This is a genomic window from Streptomyces glaucescens (genome assembly GCF_000761215.1).
Lineage (GTDB): Bacteria > Actinomycetota > Actinomycetes > Streptomycetales > Streptomycetaceae > Streptomyces > Streptomyces glaucescens_B.
Map to the genome: position 1 here is coordinate 6,372,933 of NZ_CP009438.1, position 15,656 is coordinate 6,388,588.

12 protein-coding genes are annotated in these 15,656 nt (G+C 72.4%); 1 reads left to right on the forward strand and 11 read right to left on the reverse strand.

What is annotated here, in order from left to right:
• Nucleotides 1-8: 8 nt before the first annotated feature.
• From SGLAU_RS36415 to tkt, 9 genes are all read right to left on the reverse strand, one after another.
• Complete coding sequence (locus tag SGLAU_RS36415; RefSeq protein WP_043505221.1) at nt 9-605, reverse strand: TetR/AcrR family transcriptional regulator; 597 nt, start codon at nt 603-605, stop codon at nt 9-11.
• A gap of 79 nt (nt 606-684) precedes the next feature.
• Nucleotides 685-1,935: an MFS transporter gene (locus SGLAU_RS27550; RefSeq protein WP_052413917.1), complete on the reverse strand. Its 1,251-nt coding sequence runs from the start codon at nt 1,933-1,935 to the stop codon at nt 685-687.
• A 63-nt stretch (nt 1,936-1,998) separates the two neighbouring features.
• Entirely contained in the window at nt 1,999-3,465 is a 1,467-nt protein-coding gene (locus SGLAU_RS27555) for a hypothetical protein (protein WP_043505222.1), read from the reverse strand.
• A gap of 141 nt (nt 3,466-3,606) precedes the next feature.
• A complete protein-coding gene (gene gnd, locus SGLAU_RS27560; RefSeq protein ID WP_043505223.1) occupies nt 3,607-4,488 on the reverse strand; it encodes a phosphogluconate dehydrogenase (NAD(+)-dependent, decarboxylating) in 882 nt (293 codons plus the stop codon).
• A gap of 5 nt (nt 4,489-4,493) precedes the next feature.
• Nucleotides 4,494-6,146: a glucose-6-phosphate isomerase gene (gene pgi / locus SGLAU_RS27565; protein ID WP_043505224.1), complete on the reverse strand. Its 1,653-nt coding sequence runs from the start codon at nt 6,144-6,146 to the stop codon at nt 4,494-4,496.
• Nucleotide 6,147: 1 nt separating this feature from the next.
• The gene (opcA, locus tag SGLAU_RS27570) at nt 6,148-7,074 is read right to left on the reverse strand and encodes a glucose-6-phosphate dehydrogenase assembly protein OpcA (protein ID WP_043505225.1); all 927 of its coding nucleotides are present in this window, start codon (nt 7,072-7,074) and stop codon (nt 6,148-6,150) included.
• A complete protein-coding gene (gene zwf, locus SGLAU_RS27575; protein WP_052413918.1) occupies nt 7,071-8,699 on the reverse strand; it encodes a glucose-6-phosphate dehydrogenase in 1,629 nt (542 codons plus the stop codon). Before zwf ends, opcA begins: the two co-directional genes overlap by 4 nt.
• Complete coding sequence (gene tal, locus SGLAU_RS27580; RefSeq protein ID WP_043505227.1) at nt 8,700-9,842, reverse strand: transaldolase; 1,143 nt, start codon at nt 9,840-9,842, stop codon at nt 8,700-8,702.
• Between the two features lie 18 nt (nt 9,843-9,860).
• The gene (tkt, locus tag SGLAU_RS27585; RefSeq protein WP_043505228.1) at nt 9,861-11,936 is read right to left on the reverse strand and encodes a transketolase; all 2,076 of its coding nucleotides are present in this window, start codon (nt 11,934-11,936) and stop codon (nt 9,861-9,863) included.
• A 169-nt stretch (nt 11,937-12,105) separates the two neighbouring features.
• Between tkt and SGLAU_RS27590 the strand changes: the two genes are divergently transcribed.
• Nucleotides 12,106-12,999, forward strand: a complete 894-nt coding sequence (locus SGLAU_RS27590; RefSeq protein WP_043505229.1) for a helix-turn-helix domain-containing protein — start codon at nt 12,106-12,108, stop codon at nt 12,997-12,999.
• A 55-nt stretch (nt 13,000-13,054) separates the two neighbouring features.
• On the opposite strand, the gene SGLAU_RS27595 is transcribed toward SGLAU_RS27590, so the two are convergent.
• A complete protein-coding gene (locus SGLAU_RS27595) occupies nt 13,055-14,452 on the reverse strand; it encodes a glycoside hydrolase family 16 protein (protein WP_043505230.1) in 1,398 nt (465 codons plus the stop codon).
• A gap of 225 nt (nt 14,453-14,677) precedes the next feature.
• A complete protein-coding gene (locus SGLAU_RS27600) occupies nt 14,678-15,529 on the reverse strand; it encodes a hypothetical protein (RefSeq protein ID WP_043507132.1) in 852 nt (283 codons plus the stop codon).
• Nucleotides 15,530-15,656: the final 127 nt, after the last annotated feature.

The following is a 15,656-nucleotide window of genomic DNA, read 5'->3' on the forward strand; positions in this document are numbered from 1 at the left end:
GGGGCGGCTCACCGGGTGGCGCCGGGGCCGAGGTGGGCGTCCAGGACCGTGTCCAGCAGGGGCGTGCGGTCCTCGCTGCCGGTGGCGAGCTGGAGGCTGCCCCAGCACCACAGCTGGGCGATGCCGTGCAGGTTCGCCCACAGCGCGCCCGCCACGGTCCGGGCGTCGGCGTCGGGCCGGGCCCGGCCGACCAGGTCCACCAGGATCCGGAAGAGCGGCAGGCTGGTGTCCCGCAGGCCCAGGTGGCCGCTGGCCAGCAGGTCGTGACGGAACATCAGCTCGTACATCCCGCGGTTGCCGAGCGCGTAGTCGAGGTAGGCCCGGCTGAGCGCCGCCGCCTGCTCGCGCGGCTCCGCCGTGCCGTCGCAGGCCGCCAGCGCCTCGCGCGCCCGCTCGCCCAGCGCGTCGAAGCCGCGGCGGGCGATGGCGGACAGCAGTTCCAGGTGGGTGGGGAAGTGGCGGCGCGGTGCCCCGTGCGAGACCCCGGCCCGGCGGGCGATCTCCCGCAGGGTCAGCGCCTGGGCGCCCTCGGCGGCCACCAGGCCGACGCCGACCTCGACCAGTCGGGCGCGCAGGCCGGGTCCGGGTTCCTCGGGAATGGTCATGGACCGTGTCTACCAGCATCCGTAGACACTGTCTACTCCGGCGTGGACACTGTCTGCCCGGGCGCGGGCACCGGCTGCCTCAGCGCGGACGCTGCTCTTCGGGCGCGGACACCGTCTGCGCGCGCCGGTGGGCGGGGAAGCCGTGGGTGCGGGCGCCCAGCACCACGGCCACCACCGGCACCAGCAGCGCCAGCACGCCCCAGGGGAACGCGGCGGCCCCGAACACGCCGAGCAGAACACCGCCGAGCAGCCCGCCGCCGGCCATCGCCGCGTTCCACAGCGTGACGAGCACGGCCTGCGCGGCATCGGCCTGTTCACCGCCCGCGTCCGCCACCGCCGTCTGGAGCAGGGTGGGCGCGCCGCCCCAGCCGAGCCCCCACAGCGCAGCGGCGAGCCAGACCGGCGCGGACGTGCCGGCGTGCCCGGCGAGCAGCGCCGCCGCCCCGCCGACCAGCAGGGTGCTCGCCACGGTGAGGGCGCGCAGCCGCCGGTCGATGTGCGCGCCGACGATCCAGATGCTCAGCAGCGAGGCCCCGCCGAACACCAGCAGCACCAGGTCGGCCCGGTCGCCCATGCCGCAGCGGTCGAGGAAGGTGGCGATGTAGGCGTACAGGACGGTGTGTGCCAGCACGAAGACCAGGGTGACGAACAGGACCGGCACCACACCCGGCACCGACAGCGCCCGCAGCGCCGGGCCGCGGTCGCCCGCCCGCCGGCCCGGCCGGTCCGGGACGCCCAGCGCGATCCAGCCGAGCAGCACCGCGGTGACCGCCGTCATCAGCCAGAACGCCGCGCGCCAGCCGAGCACTCCGCCCAGGTGCGTTCCGGCGGGCACGCCGAGCGACAGCGCCACCGGAATACCGGTCATCACGACCGCGACCGCCTTGCCCTGGAGTGCGGGCGGCGCCAGGCGGCGGGCGTACCCGGCGAGCAGTGCCCAGGCGAGGCCCGCGGCCACCCCGGCCGTGAACCGGGCCGCCAGGGTGAGCGGGTAGCTTGCCGAGGCGGCGGTGACCGTGTTGGCGACGGCGAAGGCGGCCATCGCCGTCAGCAGCAGCCGTTTGCGCCGCCAGTGCGCGGTGGCCGCGGACAGCGGGATCGCGGTGAGCGCCGTACCGGCCGCGTACACCGTCACCGACTGTCCCGCCGCGCTCTCGCTCACCCCGAGGTCCGCGCTCATCGCGGGCAGCACGCCGACGGGCAGGGTTTCGGTGAGGCTCGTGACGAAGACGGCGGTGGCCAGGGCCAGGAGGGCGGTCAGGGGCAGCCGCGGCGGGACCGCTTCCGGGTCCCGCCCGGGTTCCGTCTGGAGAGGAGTCCGGTTTCGCATGCCCGCAGGGTCGGACCTGACACCGGTGTCAGGTTCAAGGGGCGGGGCCGGGCGGGCGGCGGCTCACGGCCGGTTGACGGTACGGCTCACACCCGCGACGACGGCCGTCGCCAGGATCCAGCCGGTGAGCACCAGCACGTACGCCAGCGCCTGGTGCCAACCGGTGGGCGCGAACGCCGCCTCCTGCCCGAAGGAGATCACCGGCAGCAGCAGGTCGAGTGTGTAGAACACCGGGTCGAAGTCCGGCGCCTCGTCCGGCTTCAGCGGCGGCGGATGCTCCAGGGCGAACGCGACCGAACCGACGGCGAGCAGCGACAGCAGCCAGCCGAAGGCCCGCATCGGCCGGAAGCCGTAGCCGACGGCGGCGTCCTGCACATGGCCCCACGCCCGGCCGTACCAGGGCTGAGTGGAGCGGTGCCGGCGCTGCTTGGCGAGCTGCACCAGCCGGGCGGCGTGGTCGTCGCCGATCCGCCGGTAGGCGGCGGTCAACTGCTCGTAGGCGTGCGGCACATAGCCGTCGCCGTCCCGCTCCAGCATCGGCAGCCGCCGCTCGGCCGGCTCGTGCGGGGTCAGCGAGGTGTAGGCGAGGCCGCTGATCAGCACCCGGCGCGGCAGCATCTCCGGCTCCACGAACAGCACCTCCACCTGGGCCCGGCGCAGGTTCAGGGTGCCCTCCATCGCCGGTCCCCTGCGCAGCCACAGTTCCCCGATGGTGGCGCTGGTCGCGCGCAGCGCCGCGTCGCACGGGTTGGAGAGGTGGGCGTACGACAGGTCCAGGCGGCCCGCGACACGCGCGCCGCGCAGTCCCACCCAGCCGCGCACCCGGGCCTGCCGCAGCAGGAAGTCCCCCTCCACGACGAGGGTCTGGGCGTCGATGACGACGTCCTCGTCCCGGTCGAGCCGCGCCTGCCGCAGGTTGACCGAACCGGTGACCGAGGCCCCGTTGAGCCGTATCTCGCCCCGGGCCCGCAGCCGCGGCGCCCACAGGTCGTCGTTGATGACCGCCTGGTTGAGCTTGAGCACCGGCCCCGAGCCGTCCGGCGCGGTCAGCTCGGCGTCCTCCAGGAACAGCGCACCGGATATCTGGGTGCCGGCGAGCTGCACCTGCCCGGCGATCCGGCAGGCGCTCAGCCGCAGGGTGCCGTCGATGCGGGCGCTGCCGAGCCCGAGCCCGGGGAGGACGGAGCCGTGCAGGCTGAGCCGGCGCAGCTGGATGCCGTACAGCTCGGGCCGTTCCGCGAAGTGGCAGTGGCTGAGGCGCACCGGGTGGGAGTCGAGCAGGGCGTGCGTGAGGTCCAGCGCGCCGGTGATCCGGGCACCGGCGACCCGCAGGGCCGCGATCTCTCCGTCCTGCTGCGGCGCGTGCAGCAGCAGTGCCTTGACCACCGAGGCGCGGAGGGTGCGCTCGGGTCCCCAGGACGCCCCGTCCGCGGCGTCCTCGTCCTCGCCGGTGCGGAAGTCGACCCGTTCCCCGCGGGCGAAGGCCCGCCAGACGCGCAGCTCGGCCGGTGTCAGCTCGTTGATCTCCATCGGCGGCGACTCTGGCGGGCTCCTGAGGCGGTGTCAACCGGCGCCGTGAGGACGCACGTTCCACTCGGCGGTCACCGGTGGCCCGTGCTCCGCCGGCAGCCCGCGCACGGGCCGCCGGCAGCAGGTCCCACGGTGTGCCGGCTACTTCTTCGCCGCCTCCACGGCGTGCCCGCCGAACTGGTTGCGCAGCGCGGCGATCATCTTCATCTGCGGGGAGTCGTCCTGGCGGGACGCGAACCGGGCGAAGAGCGAAGCGGTGATCGCGGGCAGCGGCACGGCGTTGTCGATCGCCGCCTCCACCGTCCAGCGGCCCTCGCCGGAGTCCTCCGCGTAACCGCGCAGCTTCTCCAGGTGCTCGTCCTCGTCGAGGGCGTTGACCGCCAGGTCCAGCAGCCAGGAACGGATGACCGTGCCCTCCTGCCAGGAGCGGAACACCTCGCGGACGTCGGTCACCGAGTCGACCTTCTCCAGCAGCTCCCAGCCCTCGGCGTAGGCCTGCATCATGGCGTACTCGATGCCGTTGTGGACCATCTTCGCGAAGTGGCCCGCGCCGACCTTGCCGGCGTGCACGTAACCGTACGGCCCTTCCGGCTTGAGCGCGTCGAAGACCGGCTGGACCCGGTCGACGTGCTCCTTGTCGCCGCCGACCATCAGCGCGTACCCGTTCTCCAGGCCCCACACCCCGCCGGAGACCCCGGCGTCGACGAAGCCGATGCCCTTGGCGCCCAGCTCGGCGGCGTGCTTCTCGTCGTCGCTCCAGCGGGAGTTGCCGCCGTCGACGACGGTGTCCCCGGGCTCCAGCAGGTCCGCCAGCTCGTCGATGACGGACTGCGTGGGCGCGCCGGCCGGGACCATCACCCACACGGTGCGGGGCGCGTCGAGCCGCTCGACGAGTTCGGCGAGACCGCTCACGTCGGAGAGGTCGGGGTTGCGGTCGTAGCCGACGACGGTGTGGCCCGCGCGGCGGATCCGCTCGCGCATGTTGCCGCCCATCTTGCCGAGGCCGATGAGTCCGAGCTGCATGATGATTACTTCTCTTCCTTGAGGTCGCGGTACGCCGCGACGAGGGCGGCGGTGGAGGGGTCGAGGCCGGGGACGTCGGCGCCCTCGGTGAGCGCGGGCTCGACGCGCTTGGCGAGCACCTTGCCCAGCTCGACGCCCCACTGGTCGAAGGAGTCGATGTTCCACACCGCGCCCTGCACGAACACCTTGTGCTCGTAGAGCGCGATGAGCTGGCCGAGCACCGACGGGGTCAGCTCGGGGGCCAGGATCGTGGTCGTCGGATGGTTGCCCTGGAAGGTGCGGTGCGGCACCTGTTCCTCGGCCACGCCCTCCGCGCGGACCTCGTCGGCGGTCTTGCCGAAGGCGAGTGCCTGACCCTGGGCGAACAGGTTGGCCATCAGCAGGTCGTGCTGCGCCTTGAGGTCGTCGCTCAGCTCGCCGGCGGGGCGGGCGAAGCCGATCAGGTCGGCCGGGATGAGCTTGGTGCCCTGGTGGATGAGCTGGTAGTAGGCGTGCTGGCCGTTGGTGCCGGGGGTGCCCCACACCACCGGCCCGGTCTGCCAGCCGACCTCCTGCCCGTCGCGGTCCACGGACTTGCCGTTGGACTCCATGTCGAGCTGCTGGAGGTAGGCGGTGAACTTGGACAGGTAGTGGCTGTACGGCAGCACCGCGTGCGACTGGGCGTCGTGGAAGTTGTTGTACCAGATGCCCAGCAGGCCGAGGATGAGCGGCGCGTTGGCCTCGGCGGGCGCGGTGCGGAAGTGCTCGTCGACCGTGTGGAAGCCGTCCAGGAGGTCCCGGAAGCCGGCCGGTCCGATGGCGATCATCAGCGACAGGCCGATCGCCGAGTCGAACGAGTAGCGGCCGCCGACCCAGTCCCAGAACTCGAACATGTTGGCCGTGTCGATGCCGAAGTCCGCCACCTTCCCGGCGTTCGTCGACAGCGCCACGAAGTGCTTCGCCACCGCCTTCTCGTCGCCGAGCCCGGCCGGGCCGTCGAGCAGCCAGTTGCGGGCCGAGGTGGCGTTGGTGATCGTCTCGATGGTGGTGAAGGTCTTCGACGCGACGATGAACAGCGTCTCGGCCGGGTCCAGGTCGCGGACGGCCTCGTGCAGGTCGGCGCCGTCCACGTTGGACACGAAGCGGACCGTCAGCTCCCGAGCCGTGTACGGCCGCAGCGCCTCGTACGCCATCGCGGGGCCGAGGTCGGAGCCGCCGATGCCGATGTTGACGACGTTGCGGATGCGCTTGCCGGTGTGGCCGGTCCACGCCCCGGAGCGGACCCGCTCGGCGAAGTCGGCCATCCGGTCGAGGACCGCGTGCACACCGGGCACCACGTTCTCGCCGTCGACCTCGATCACCGCGTCGCGCGGCGCCCGCAGCGCGGTGTGCAGCACCGCCCGCCGCTCGGTCGTGTTGATCCGCTCGCCGCGGAACATGGCGTCCCGCAGCCCGAACACACCGGTCGCCGCGGCCAGCTCGCGCAGCAGTTCCAGCGTCTCGTCGGTGATCAGGTGCTTGGAGTAGTCGATGCGCAGATCACCGACGCGCACCACGTACCGCTCGGCGCGGTCGGGGTCGTCGGCGAACAGCTCGCGCAGGTGCGCCCGCCAGTTCGCGCGGTGGTCCTCCAGGGCCGTCCACTGGGGGCGGCGGGTGAGCCGGGGGGAGTCGGACATCTCAGGCGTTCTCCTCGGTGTCCTTGCCGCGCAGGGCGACGGCGTACATCTCGTCGGCGTCGAGGCGCCGCAGCTCCTCGGCGATGAGTTCGGAAGTGGGGCGCACCTTCAGGGCGAGGGTGCGCGGGGGCTGGCCGGGCAGGGTCAGCGTGGCCAGCGGGCCCTCGGGCCGGTCGATGACGATCTCGCCCTTCTCGGTGCCGAGCCGGACGCCGGTGACGACCGGTCCCGCGGTCTCGACCCGCTCGACCGCGACGTCCAGCCGGGCCTCCAGCCAGCGGGCGAGCAGCTCCGCGCTGGGGTTGTCGGCCTCGCTCTCCACGGCCGCCGAGGTGATCGTCAGCCGGGCCTGGTCCAGGGCGGCGGCCAGCATCGACCGCCAGGGGGTGAGGCGGGTCCAGGCCAGGTCGGTGTCGCCGGGCGCGTAGGAGCGGGCCCGGCTCTCCAGCACCCGCAGCGGCGACTCGACGGCGTACATGTCGGTGATCCTGCGCTGCGCCAGCGCGCCCAGCGGATCCTTGGCGGGCACGTCCGGGGCGTCCACCGGCCACCACACGACGACCGGGGCGTCCGGCAGCAGCAGCGGCAGCACCACCGAGTCCGCGTGGTCGGACACCTCGCCGTAGGTGCGCAGCACGACGGTCTCGCCGGTTCCGGCCTCGGAGCCGACGCGGACCTCGGCGTCCAGCCGGGACTGGGTGCGCTCGCGCGGGGTGCGGGCGTGCCGCTTGATCACGACCAGGGTGCGCGAGGGATGCTCGTGCGAGGCCTGCTCGGCCGCCTTGATGGCGTCGTAGGCGTTCTCCTCGTCGGTGACGATGACCATCGTCAGCACCATGCCCACGGCCGGGGTGCCGATGGCGCGGCGGCCCTGGACCAGCGCCTTGTTGATCTTGCTTGCCGTGGTGTCGGTCAGGTCGATCTTCATGGCCTGCGCCAGCTCCGTCCGTCTCGTGCGAGCATCTCGTCGGCTTCCTTCGGTCCCCAGCTGCCCGACGCGTACTGGGCGGGCCTGCCGTGCGTGGCCCAGTACTCCTCGATCGGGTCGAGGATCCTCCAGGACTCTTCCACTTCCTGGTGACGGGGGAACAGGTTCGCGTCGCCGAGCAGCACGTCCAGGATCAGCCGCTCGTACGCCTCCGGGCTGGACTCGGTGAAGGACTCGCCGTAGGCGAAGTCCATCGTCACGTCCCGGATCTCCATCGACGTGCCCGGCACCTTCGAGCCGAACCGGACCGTGACGCCCTCGTCCGGCTGGACCCGGATGACGATCGCGTTCTGGCCGAGTTCCTCCGTGGCCGTCGAGTCGAAGGGGGAGTGCGGGGCGCGCTGGAAGACCACCGCGATCTCCGTGACCCGGCGGCCCAGCCGCTTGCCGGTGCGCAGGTAGAACGGCACGCCCGCCCAGCGGCGGTTGTCCACGCCCAGCTTGACCGCGGCGTAGGTGTCGGTGGTGGAGGCCGGGTCGATGCCGTCCTCCTGGAGGTAGCCGCGCACCTGCGCGCCGCCCTGCCAGCCGCCCACGTACTGCCCGCGCACGGTGTGCCGGCCCAGGTCCTCCGGCAGCCGCACCGCCTTCAGCACCTTCAGCTTCTCGGTGAGCAGCGACTCGGCGTCGAAGGCGGCCGGCTCCTCCATGGCGGTGAGCGCCATGAGCTGGAGCAGGTGGTTCTGGATGACGTCCCGGGCCGAGCCGATGCCGTCGTAGTATCCGGCCCGGCCGCCGATGCCGATGTCCTCGGCCATGGTGATCTGCACGTGGTCGACGTACGACCGGTTCCAGATCGGCTCGAACATCTGGTTGGCGAAGCGCAGCGCCAGGATGTTCTGGACGGTCTCCTTGCCCAGGTAGTGGTCGATCCGGAAGACCTGGTCCGGTTCGAACACGTCGTGCACGATGGCGTTCAGCTCACAGGCGCTCGCCAGGTCGTGGCCGAACGGCTTCTCGATGACCGCGCGCCGCCAGGACCCCTCGGGCGCGTCCGCCAGACCGTGCTTCTTCAGCTGCTGCACGACCTTCGGGAAGAACTTCGGCGGCACGGAGAGGTAGTAGGCGTAGTTGCCGCTGGTGCCGCGCGAGGTGTCCAGCTCCTCCACCGCCGCGCGCAGCTGCTTGAACGCCTCGTCGTCGTCGAAGTCGCCGGGGATGAACCGCATGCCCTCGGCGAGCTGCTGCCAGACCTCCTCGCGGAAGGGGGTGCGGGCGTGCTCCTTGACGGCGTTGTGCACGACCTCGGCGAAGTCCTGGTTCTCCCAGTCCCGGCGGGCGAACCCGACGAGCGAGAAGCCCGGCGGCAGCAGGCCGCGGTTGGCCAGGTCGTAGACGGCCGGCATCAGCTTCTTGCGGGACAGGTCGCCGGTGACACCGAAGATGACGAGCCCGGACGGGCCCGCGATCCGCGGCAGCCGGCGGTCGCGCACATCGCGCAGCGGGTTGGCCCAGCCGGTCGCCGGAACGGTTCCCTCCCCGGCCTGGGTGCTCCGCCCGGCCTCGGGTGCGGTCTCCTCACCGGCCCGGGGTGCGGTCTTCTCGTCGAGCGGGGTCTCGCTCATTTACGCGTCAACTCCCTTGCTCAGCAGGGACTTCGTCACCGCGTCCAGCAGGTCCTGCCAGGCGGTCTCGAACTTGGCGACACCCTCGTCCTCGAGCTGCCGGACGACCTCGTCGTAGGAGATGCCCAGCCGCTCGACGGCGGCGAGGTCGGCGCGGGCCTGGGCGTAGCCGCCGCTGACGGTGTCGCCGGTGATCTCGCCGTGGTCGCGCACGGCGTCGAGGGTGGCCTCGGGCATCGTGTTGACCGTGCCCGGGGCGACCAGCTCGTCCACGTACAGGGTGTCCTTGTACGCCGGGTCCTTCACCCCGGTCGACGCCCACAGCGGGCGCTGCTTGTTGGCCTTCGCCCCGGCCAGCGCCAGCCAGCGGTCGCCGCCGAAGACGTCCTCGTACGCCTCGTAGGCGAGCCGGGCGTTGGCGAGCGCCGCCCGGCCCTTGAGGGCCAGGGCCTCGTCGGTGCCGAGGAGGGTCAGCCGCTTGTCGATCTCGCTGTCGACGCGGGAGACGAAGAAGGAGGCGACCGAGTGGATGGTGCTCAGGTCCAGGCCCGCGGCCTGGGCCCGCTCCAGGCCGGCGAGGTAGGCGTCCATGACCGCCCGGTAGCGCTCCAGGGAGAAGATCAGCGTGACGTTGACGCTGATCCCCTGGGCGACGACCTCGGTGATGGCGGGCAGGCCCGCCTCGGTCGCCGGGATCTTGATCATGACACCCGGCCGGTCGACCAGCCAGGCGAGCTGCCTGGCCTCGGCGATCGTGGCCGCCGTGTCGTGGGCGAGCCGGGGGTCCACCTCGATGGACACCCGGCCGTCGCGGCCGCCGGTGGCCTCGTACACGGGACGCAGCACATCGGCGGCGGCCCGCACGTCGGCGGTCGTCATCATGCGGACGGCCTCGTCCACGGTCACGCCCCGTACGGCGAGGTCGGCCAGCTGGTCCTCGTACCCGGCGCCGGAGCCGATGGCCGCCTGGAAGATGGACGGGTTGGTGGTCACGCCCACCACGTGGCTGGTCGCGACGAGTTCGGCGAGGTTGCCGGACGTGATCCGACCGCGGGACAGGTCGTCCAGCCAGATCGACACGCCCTGGTCGGACAGGCGCTTGAGGGCTCCCGCACGCGCGGTTGCTTCGGTCACTGAGATCATCTTCTTTCTGCGGTCGGATCAACCGCGCGCGGCGGCCACGGATTCCCGGGCGGCCGCGGCGACGTTGTCGGCGGTGAAGCCATAGGCGGCGAACAGGGTCTTCGCGTCGGCGGAGGCACCGAAGTGTTCGAGGGAGACAATGCGTCCTGCGTCACCTACGAACCGGTACCACGTCAGACCCACCCCCGCCTCGACAGCGACACGCGCCTTCACGGACGGCGGAAGGACGCTCTCGCGGTAGGCGCGCGGCTGCTCCTCGAACCACTCCACGGACGGCATCGACACCACCCGGGCGCCGATCCCCTCCGCCTCCAGCGTCTCGGCGGCGGCGACGGCCAGCTGCACCTCGGAGCCGGTGGCGAGCAGGAGCACGTCCGGGGCTCCCGTGGACGCCTCGCGCAGCACGTAGCCGCCCTTGGCCGCGTCCTCGTTCGGCGCGTACGTCGGTACGCCCTGCCGGGTGAGGACGAGGCCGTGCGGGGCCGGCCGGGTGGCGTGGCGGCGCAGGATCTCGCGCCAGGCGACGGCGGTCTCGTTGGCGTCGGCCGGGCGGACCACGTTCAGGCCCGGGATGGCGCGCAGCGCGGCCAGGTGCTCGACCGGCTGGTGGGTCGGGCCGTCCTCGCCGAGACCGATGGAGTCGTGCGTCCACACGTACGTCACGGGCAGCTGCATCAGCGCGGACATGCGTACGGCGTTGCGCATGTAGTCGGAGAACACCAGGAAGGTGCCGCCGTAGACGCGGGTGTTGCCGTGCAGGGCGATGCCGTTCATCTCCGCGGCCATGGAGAACTCGCGGATGCCGAAGTGGACGGTACGGCCGTACGGGTCCGCCTCGGGCAGCGGGTTGCCCTCGGGCAGGAAGGACGACGTCTTGTCGATCGTCGTGTTGTTCGAACCGGCCAGGTCGGCGGAGCCGCCCCACAGCTCGGGGATGACCTCGCCCAGCGCCTGGAGGACCTTGCCGGACGCGGCCCGGGTGGCGACCGCCCTGCCGGGCTCGAAGACCGGCAGCGACTCCTCCCAGCCCGCGGGCAGCTCGCCCCTGCTGATCCGGTCGAACTCGGCCGCGCGCTCCGGCTGGGCGGTGCGCCAGGCGGCGATCTGCTTGTCCCAAGCGGTGTGCGCCTCGGCCCCCCGGTCGAGCGCCCGGCGGGTGTGCTTGATGACCTCGTCGGGCACCTCGAAGGTCCGCTCCGGGTCGAAGCCGAGGATCCGCTTGGTGGCGGCGATCTCCTCCTCGCCGAGCGCCGAGCCGTGCGCGGCCCCGGTGTTCTGCGCGTTCGGCGCGGGCCAGGCGATGATCGTGCGCATCGCGATGATCGAGGGCCGCCCGGTCTCCGCGCGGGCGGCCCGCAGCGCCGCGTACAGGGCGTGGACGTCCACGTCGCCGTTCTCGGCGGGCTCGATCCGCTGGGTGTGCCAGCCGTACGCCTCGTAGCGCTTCAGCACGTCCTCGGAGAACGCGGTCGCGGTGTCGCCCTCGATGGAGATGTGGTTGTCGTCGTAGAGGAGGACCAGGTTGCCGAGCCTCTGGTGGCCGGCGAGCGAGGACGCCTCGGCGGAGACGCCCTCCTGGAGGTCGCCGTCGGAGACGATCGCCCAGACGGTGTGGTCGAAGGGGGAGTCGCCGGCCGGCGCGTCCGGGTCGAACAGGCCGCGCTCGTAGCGGGCGGCCATGGCCATGCCGACGGCGTTGGCGACCCCCTGGCCCAGCGGGCCGGTCGTCGTCTCCACCCCGGCGGTGTGCCCGTACTCGGGGTGGCCGGGCGTCTTGGAGCCGAGGGTGCGGAACGCCTTGAGGTCGTCCAGGCCGAGCTCGTACCCGGCGAGGTGGAGCTGGGTGTACAGGGTCAGCGAGGTGTGCCCGGGGGAGAGGACGAACCGGTCACGGCCCGCCCACTCGGGATCCGCGGGGTCGTGCCGCATCACCTTCTGGAAGAGCGTGTACGCGGCGGGGGCCAGGCTCATCGCCGTGCCCGGGTGGCCGTTGCCCACCTTCTGGACGGCGTCAGCGGCCAGCAGCCGCGCGGTGTCGACGGCACGCCGGTCGAGGTCGGTCCACTCGAAGCCGTCGGTTGTCTGCGTGCTCATCTGATCGCAGTCCCCTTCAAAAAGTCATTGAATCCGATGTCTTTCCTGGTCAGCCGCGTTCGACTCTAAAAGTCTGACTTTTTCGAGTGAAGGTCTGCGTGTGTCAGCCTGTGGTGAAAGTGGGACACCCGGACGGCGGCGTGCGGGACCGAGACGGCATGAGACGGACATGGTGGACAGAACGAACTCCGCGGGCGACGACGACGGCATCAGAACCTTCGCCTTCCCCGCCGACCGCAGCATCAGCGGTGTCGGTATGCAGGTCGGTCCGATGGGCGCCGGCCGTACCTGGCACTCCGAGGCCCTGCTCGGCCGCGTCCACCGCATCGACTTCCATGTCGTGCTGGTCTTCGCCGCCGGCCCCGTCCGCCACATGGTCGACTTCACCGAGTACGAGGCGACGGCCGGCGACGTGCTGTGGATCCGTCCAGGACAAGTGCACCGCTTCACGACCACCGGCGAGTACCGCGGAACCGTCCTGACCATGCAGCCCGGTTTCCTGCCCCGCGCCACCGTCGAGGACACCGGCCTGTACCGCTACGACCTGCCGCCGCTGCTCCGCCCCGACCCGCCGCGGCTCGCCGCGCTGGAGGCGTCCCTCGCCCAGCTGCGCCGCGAGTACGAGGACACCGACACCCTCCCGCCGGGCCTGCACACCGCGGTCCTGCGCCACTCCCTCACCGCGTTCCTGCTGCGCCTCGCCCACCTCGCGGCCGGCTCAGCCGAGGCCGCCGGCCGGCCGGGCGACACCACGTTCACCCTCTTCCGGGACGCCGTCGAGGCGGGCTTCGCCACCAACCACAGCGTCAGCGCCTACGCCGACGCCCTCGGTTACTCCCGCCGCACCCTCGTCCGCGCGGTGCGCGCCGCGACCGGTGAGACACCGAAGGCGTTCATCGACAAGCGGGTGGTGCTGGAGGCCAAGCGCCTGCTCGCGCACACCGATCTGCCGATCGGCCGGGTGGGCGCCGCGGTCGGCTTCCCCGACGCGGCGAACTTCTCCAAGTTCTTCCACCAGCACACGGAGACGACGCCGGCGGCGTTCCGCGCGGAGCTGCGATGACGAAGAGGGGCTCCACGCGCGCGTGGAGCCCCTCTTCGGGGGAGGCGGGCCGCCGTCAGCGGCCGAAGTGGAACCAGTTCACGTTCACGAAGTCCGCGGGCTGTCCGCTGGTGAAGGTCAGGTACACGTCGTGCGTGCCGGTGACCGACGAGATGTTCGCCGGGACCGTGCGCCACGACTGCCAGCCTCCGGTGTTGCCGACCGCGAAGCTGCCGACGGGCGGGTTGCTCCGGCTGTCCAGCCGCACCTCGACCAGACCGCTCACCCCGGCGCCGGCCCCGCTCGCCACGCGGGCGACGAACTGGCGGGCGGGCGTGGACCCGAAGTCGACGCCCCGGTAGAGAGCCCAGTCGCCGTTCGCGAGGGCGCCGATGTTCTGCCCGCCGCCCGTGTCGGACGTCGACTCGGTGAACACGCCGGACTGGCCGTCGAACGACTCGGCCTGAATGGCGCCGTACGCGTCGCGGTTGCCGGTCGGCGGCGGCGTGGTACCGCTCCCACCGGCCGACAGCACCTGGACGTAGTCGACCACCATGGAGTGGCCCGGGACGGTCCCGGCGTCCGGCCCGCCGCCGAAGGCGTCCGGGAAACCGCCGCCCATCGCCACGTTGAGGATGAGGAAGTAGCCGTGGTCCGTGGCGTTGGCCCAGGTCGTCGCGTCCACCTGGTTCTCGCGGACGGTGTGGAAGTGGGTGTTGTCGACGTAGAAGCGGATCTCCTCCACGCTCGTCGAGCGGTCCCACTCCAGACGGTAGGTGTGGAACCCGGCCTGGCAGGTGGTCCCGGGACACGCGGTGGAACCGCCGATGCCGCTGGTCTCGTTGCACGGGCCGCCCGGCGAGGTGCCGCAGTGCATGGTGGCCCACACCGTGTTCAGGCCCTGGGTGTTCTCCATGATGTCCAGCTCGCCGACGGCGGGCCAGTTCCAGTAGTTGCCCCGGTAGGGCGCGCCCAGCATCCAGAACGCGGGCCAGTAGCCCTTGGCGGCGGCACCGGTGACGTTCGGCACCTGGATGCGGGCCTCGACGCGCAGCTTGCCGCCCGCCGGGGGCTGGAAGTCGGCGCGGTTGGTCTCGATCCGGCCGGAGGTCCAGCGGCCGGACGCGTCGCGGCGCGGGGTGATGCGGAGGTTGCCGTTGCCGTCGAGCGAGACGTTGTCGGTGCTCGACGTCATCGTCTCGATCTCGCCGGTGCCCCAGTTGGCGGGGCCGCCGGGGTAGCCGGTGCCGGTCGCGTAGCGCCAGTTCGTGGTGTTCACGCCGGTGCCGGCGGCGCCGTTGAAGTCGTCGACGAAGACCTGTGTCCAGCCGGACGGGGGCGGCGGGGCCGCGGCGGTCGCGGACGGGGCGGTGACCGTCGCCGCGGCCGTCGCCAGGCCCAGGACGCCGGCGGCGGCGATCAGGGCCCGCCGCAGCGGACCCCGTCTGTGCGAGGTGCCGGAGGGTGCGCTCATGTGGGGGTGCCTCTCGGTACGGAAACGGATGCACGGGTGTCGCCGAGAACGCCCCCATGGCAGATTGAGAGCGCTCTCAGAGTGCGCCCAATGTGCTCGCCGCCACCGTCGGCGTCAAGAGGTGAAACCGAGAAAGTCCCGCCCGCGCACAGGAGTTCACTCCCTGAAGGGGGAAACCGGGAAGGGAGCGGAGCCGGGAGCGAACCCCTGGAGGCGGCGTCCGGATCAGCCGCCGGTCTCCCGGTACGCGTACACGGTCGTCGCCACCGCGCACACCCCCGGCTGGATCACCTGGGCGCGCAGGAGGCCGCTGCCGGGGTCGTAGTCGACGCCCTCGGTCTCGTACCCGCCGCCGGAGCACGCGCTGCGCTGCGGCAGCGCGAACAGGCTCGTCACCGTACCGGCCACCGGTGTGCCGTCCAGCGCGTGCGGCAGGTCCACCTGGAGCAGCGGCCGCTGCTCCGGGAAGTGCGTCGCGGACGCGTCGTCGGAGGCGCACACCAGACGGGTGTCCGTCACGAAGTCGCAGCCCTGGATGTCGCGCACCGGCCGGTCCAGCGTGATCTGCCCCGCCTCCGGGAGGGTCCCGCCCGCCGCGGGGGTGCCCGGGTTCAGCAGCGGGGCGGGGAAGACCTGGAGCCGGTGCTGTTCGCCCCACTCCCCGGCGACCAGCCAGCGCGCGTCGGGCGAGACGGCGGCGAAGGAGTTGTTCACCTTCTCGCCCGGCGCCAGCGGGTGGACGTACTCGTAGCGCTTCCCGGCCGGGGTGGTCACCGTGAACATCTTCGACGTGGCCGTGTCCGCGCCCTGGTAGGCGTCGACGACGTGGCCGCGCGCGATGTCCGGGTCGCCGACGTGGTTCCAGCCCTTGATCCGCAGGCCCAGCGGGATGTCGGCGAGTCCCCGGTACAGCAGGGAGCCGTCCGCCCGGCTGGCGAGGCCCTGGCCGCCGCCCAGGGTGTCGGTGTACGCCGTCGCGGTCTCCGTCCAGAGCGGCGCGCCCGTGGCCGAGGCGGAGCCCGCGGCGAGGGCGAGGGCACCGGTCAGGGCGGCGACGACACATAGTTGACGCTTCATCAGACTCCTGTCGCACGTGGGAGATGGCGATCGCATCGAACCACGCGCCGGGCGCCGGGTCACCGTCCCGGGACGGACACGAGCGCCGGAACCCGGTGGCCGCGCCGCGGAACACCAGAACGGCGGC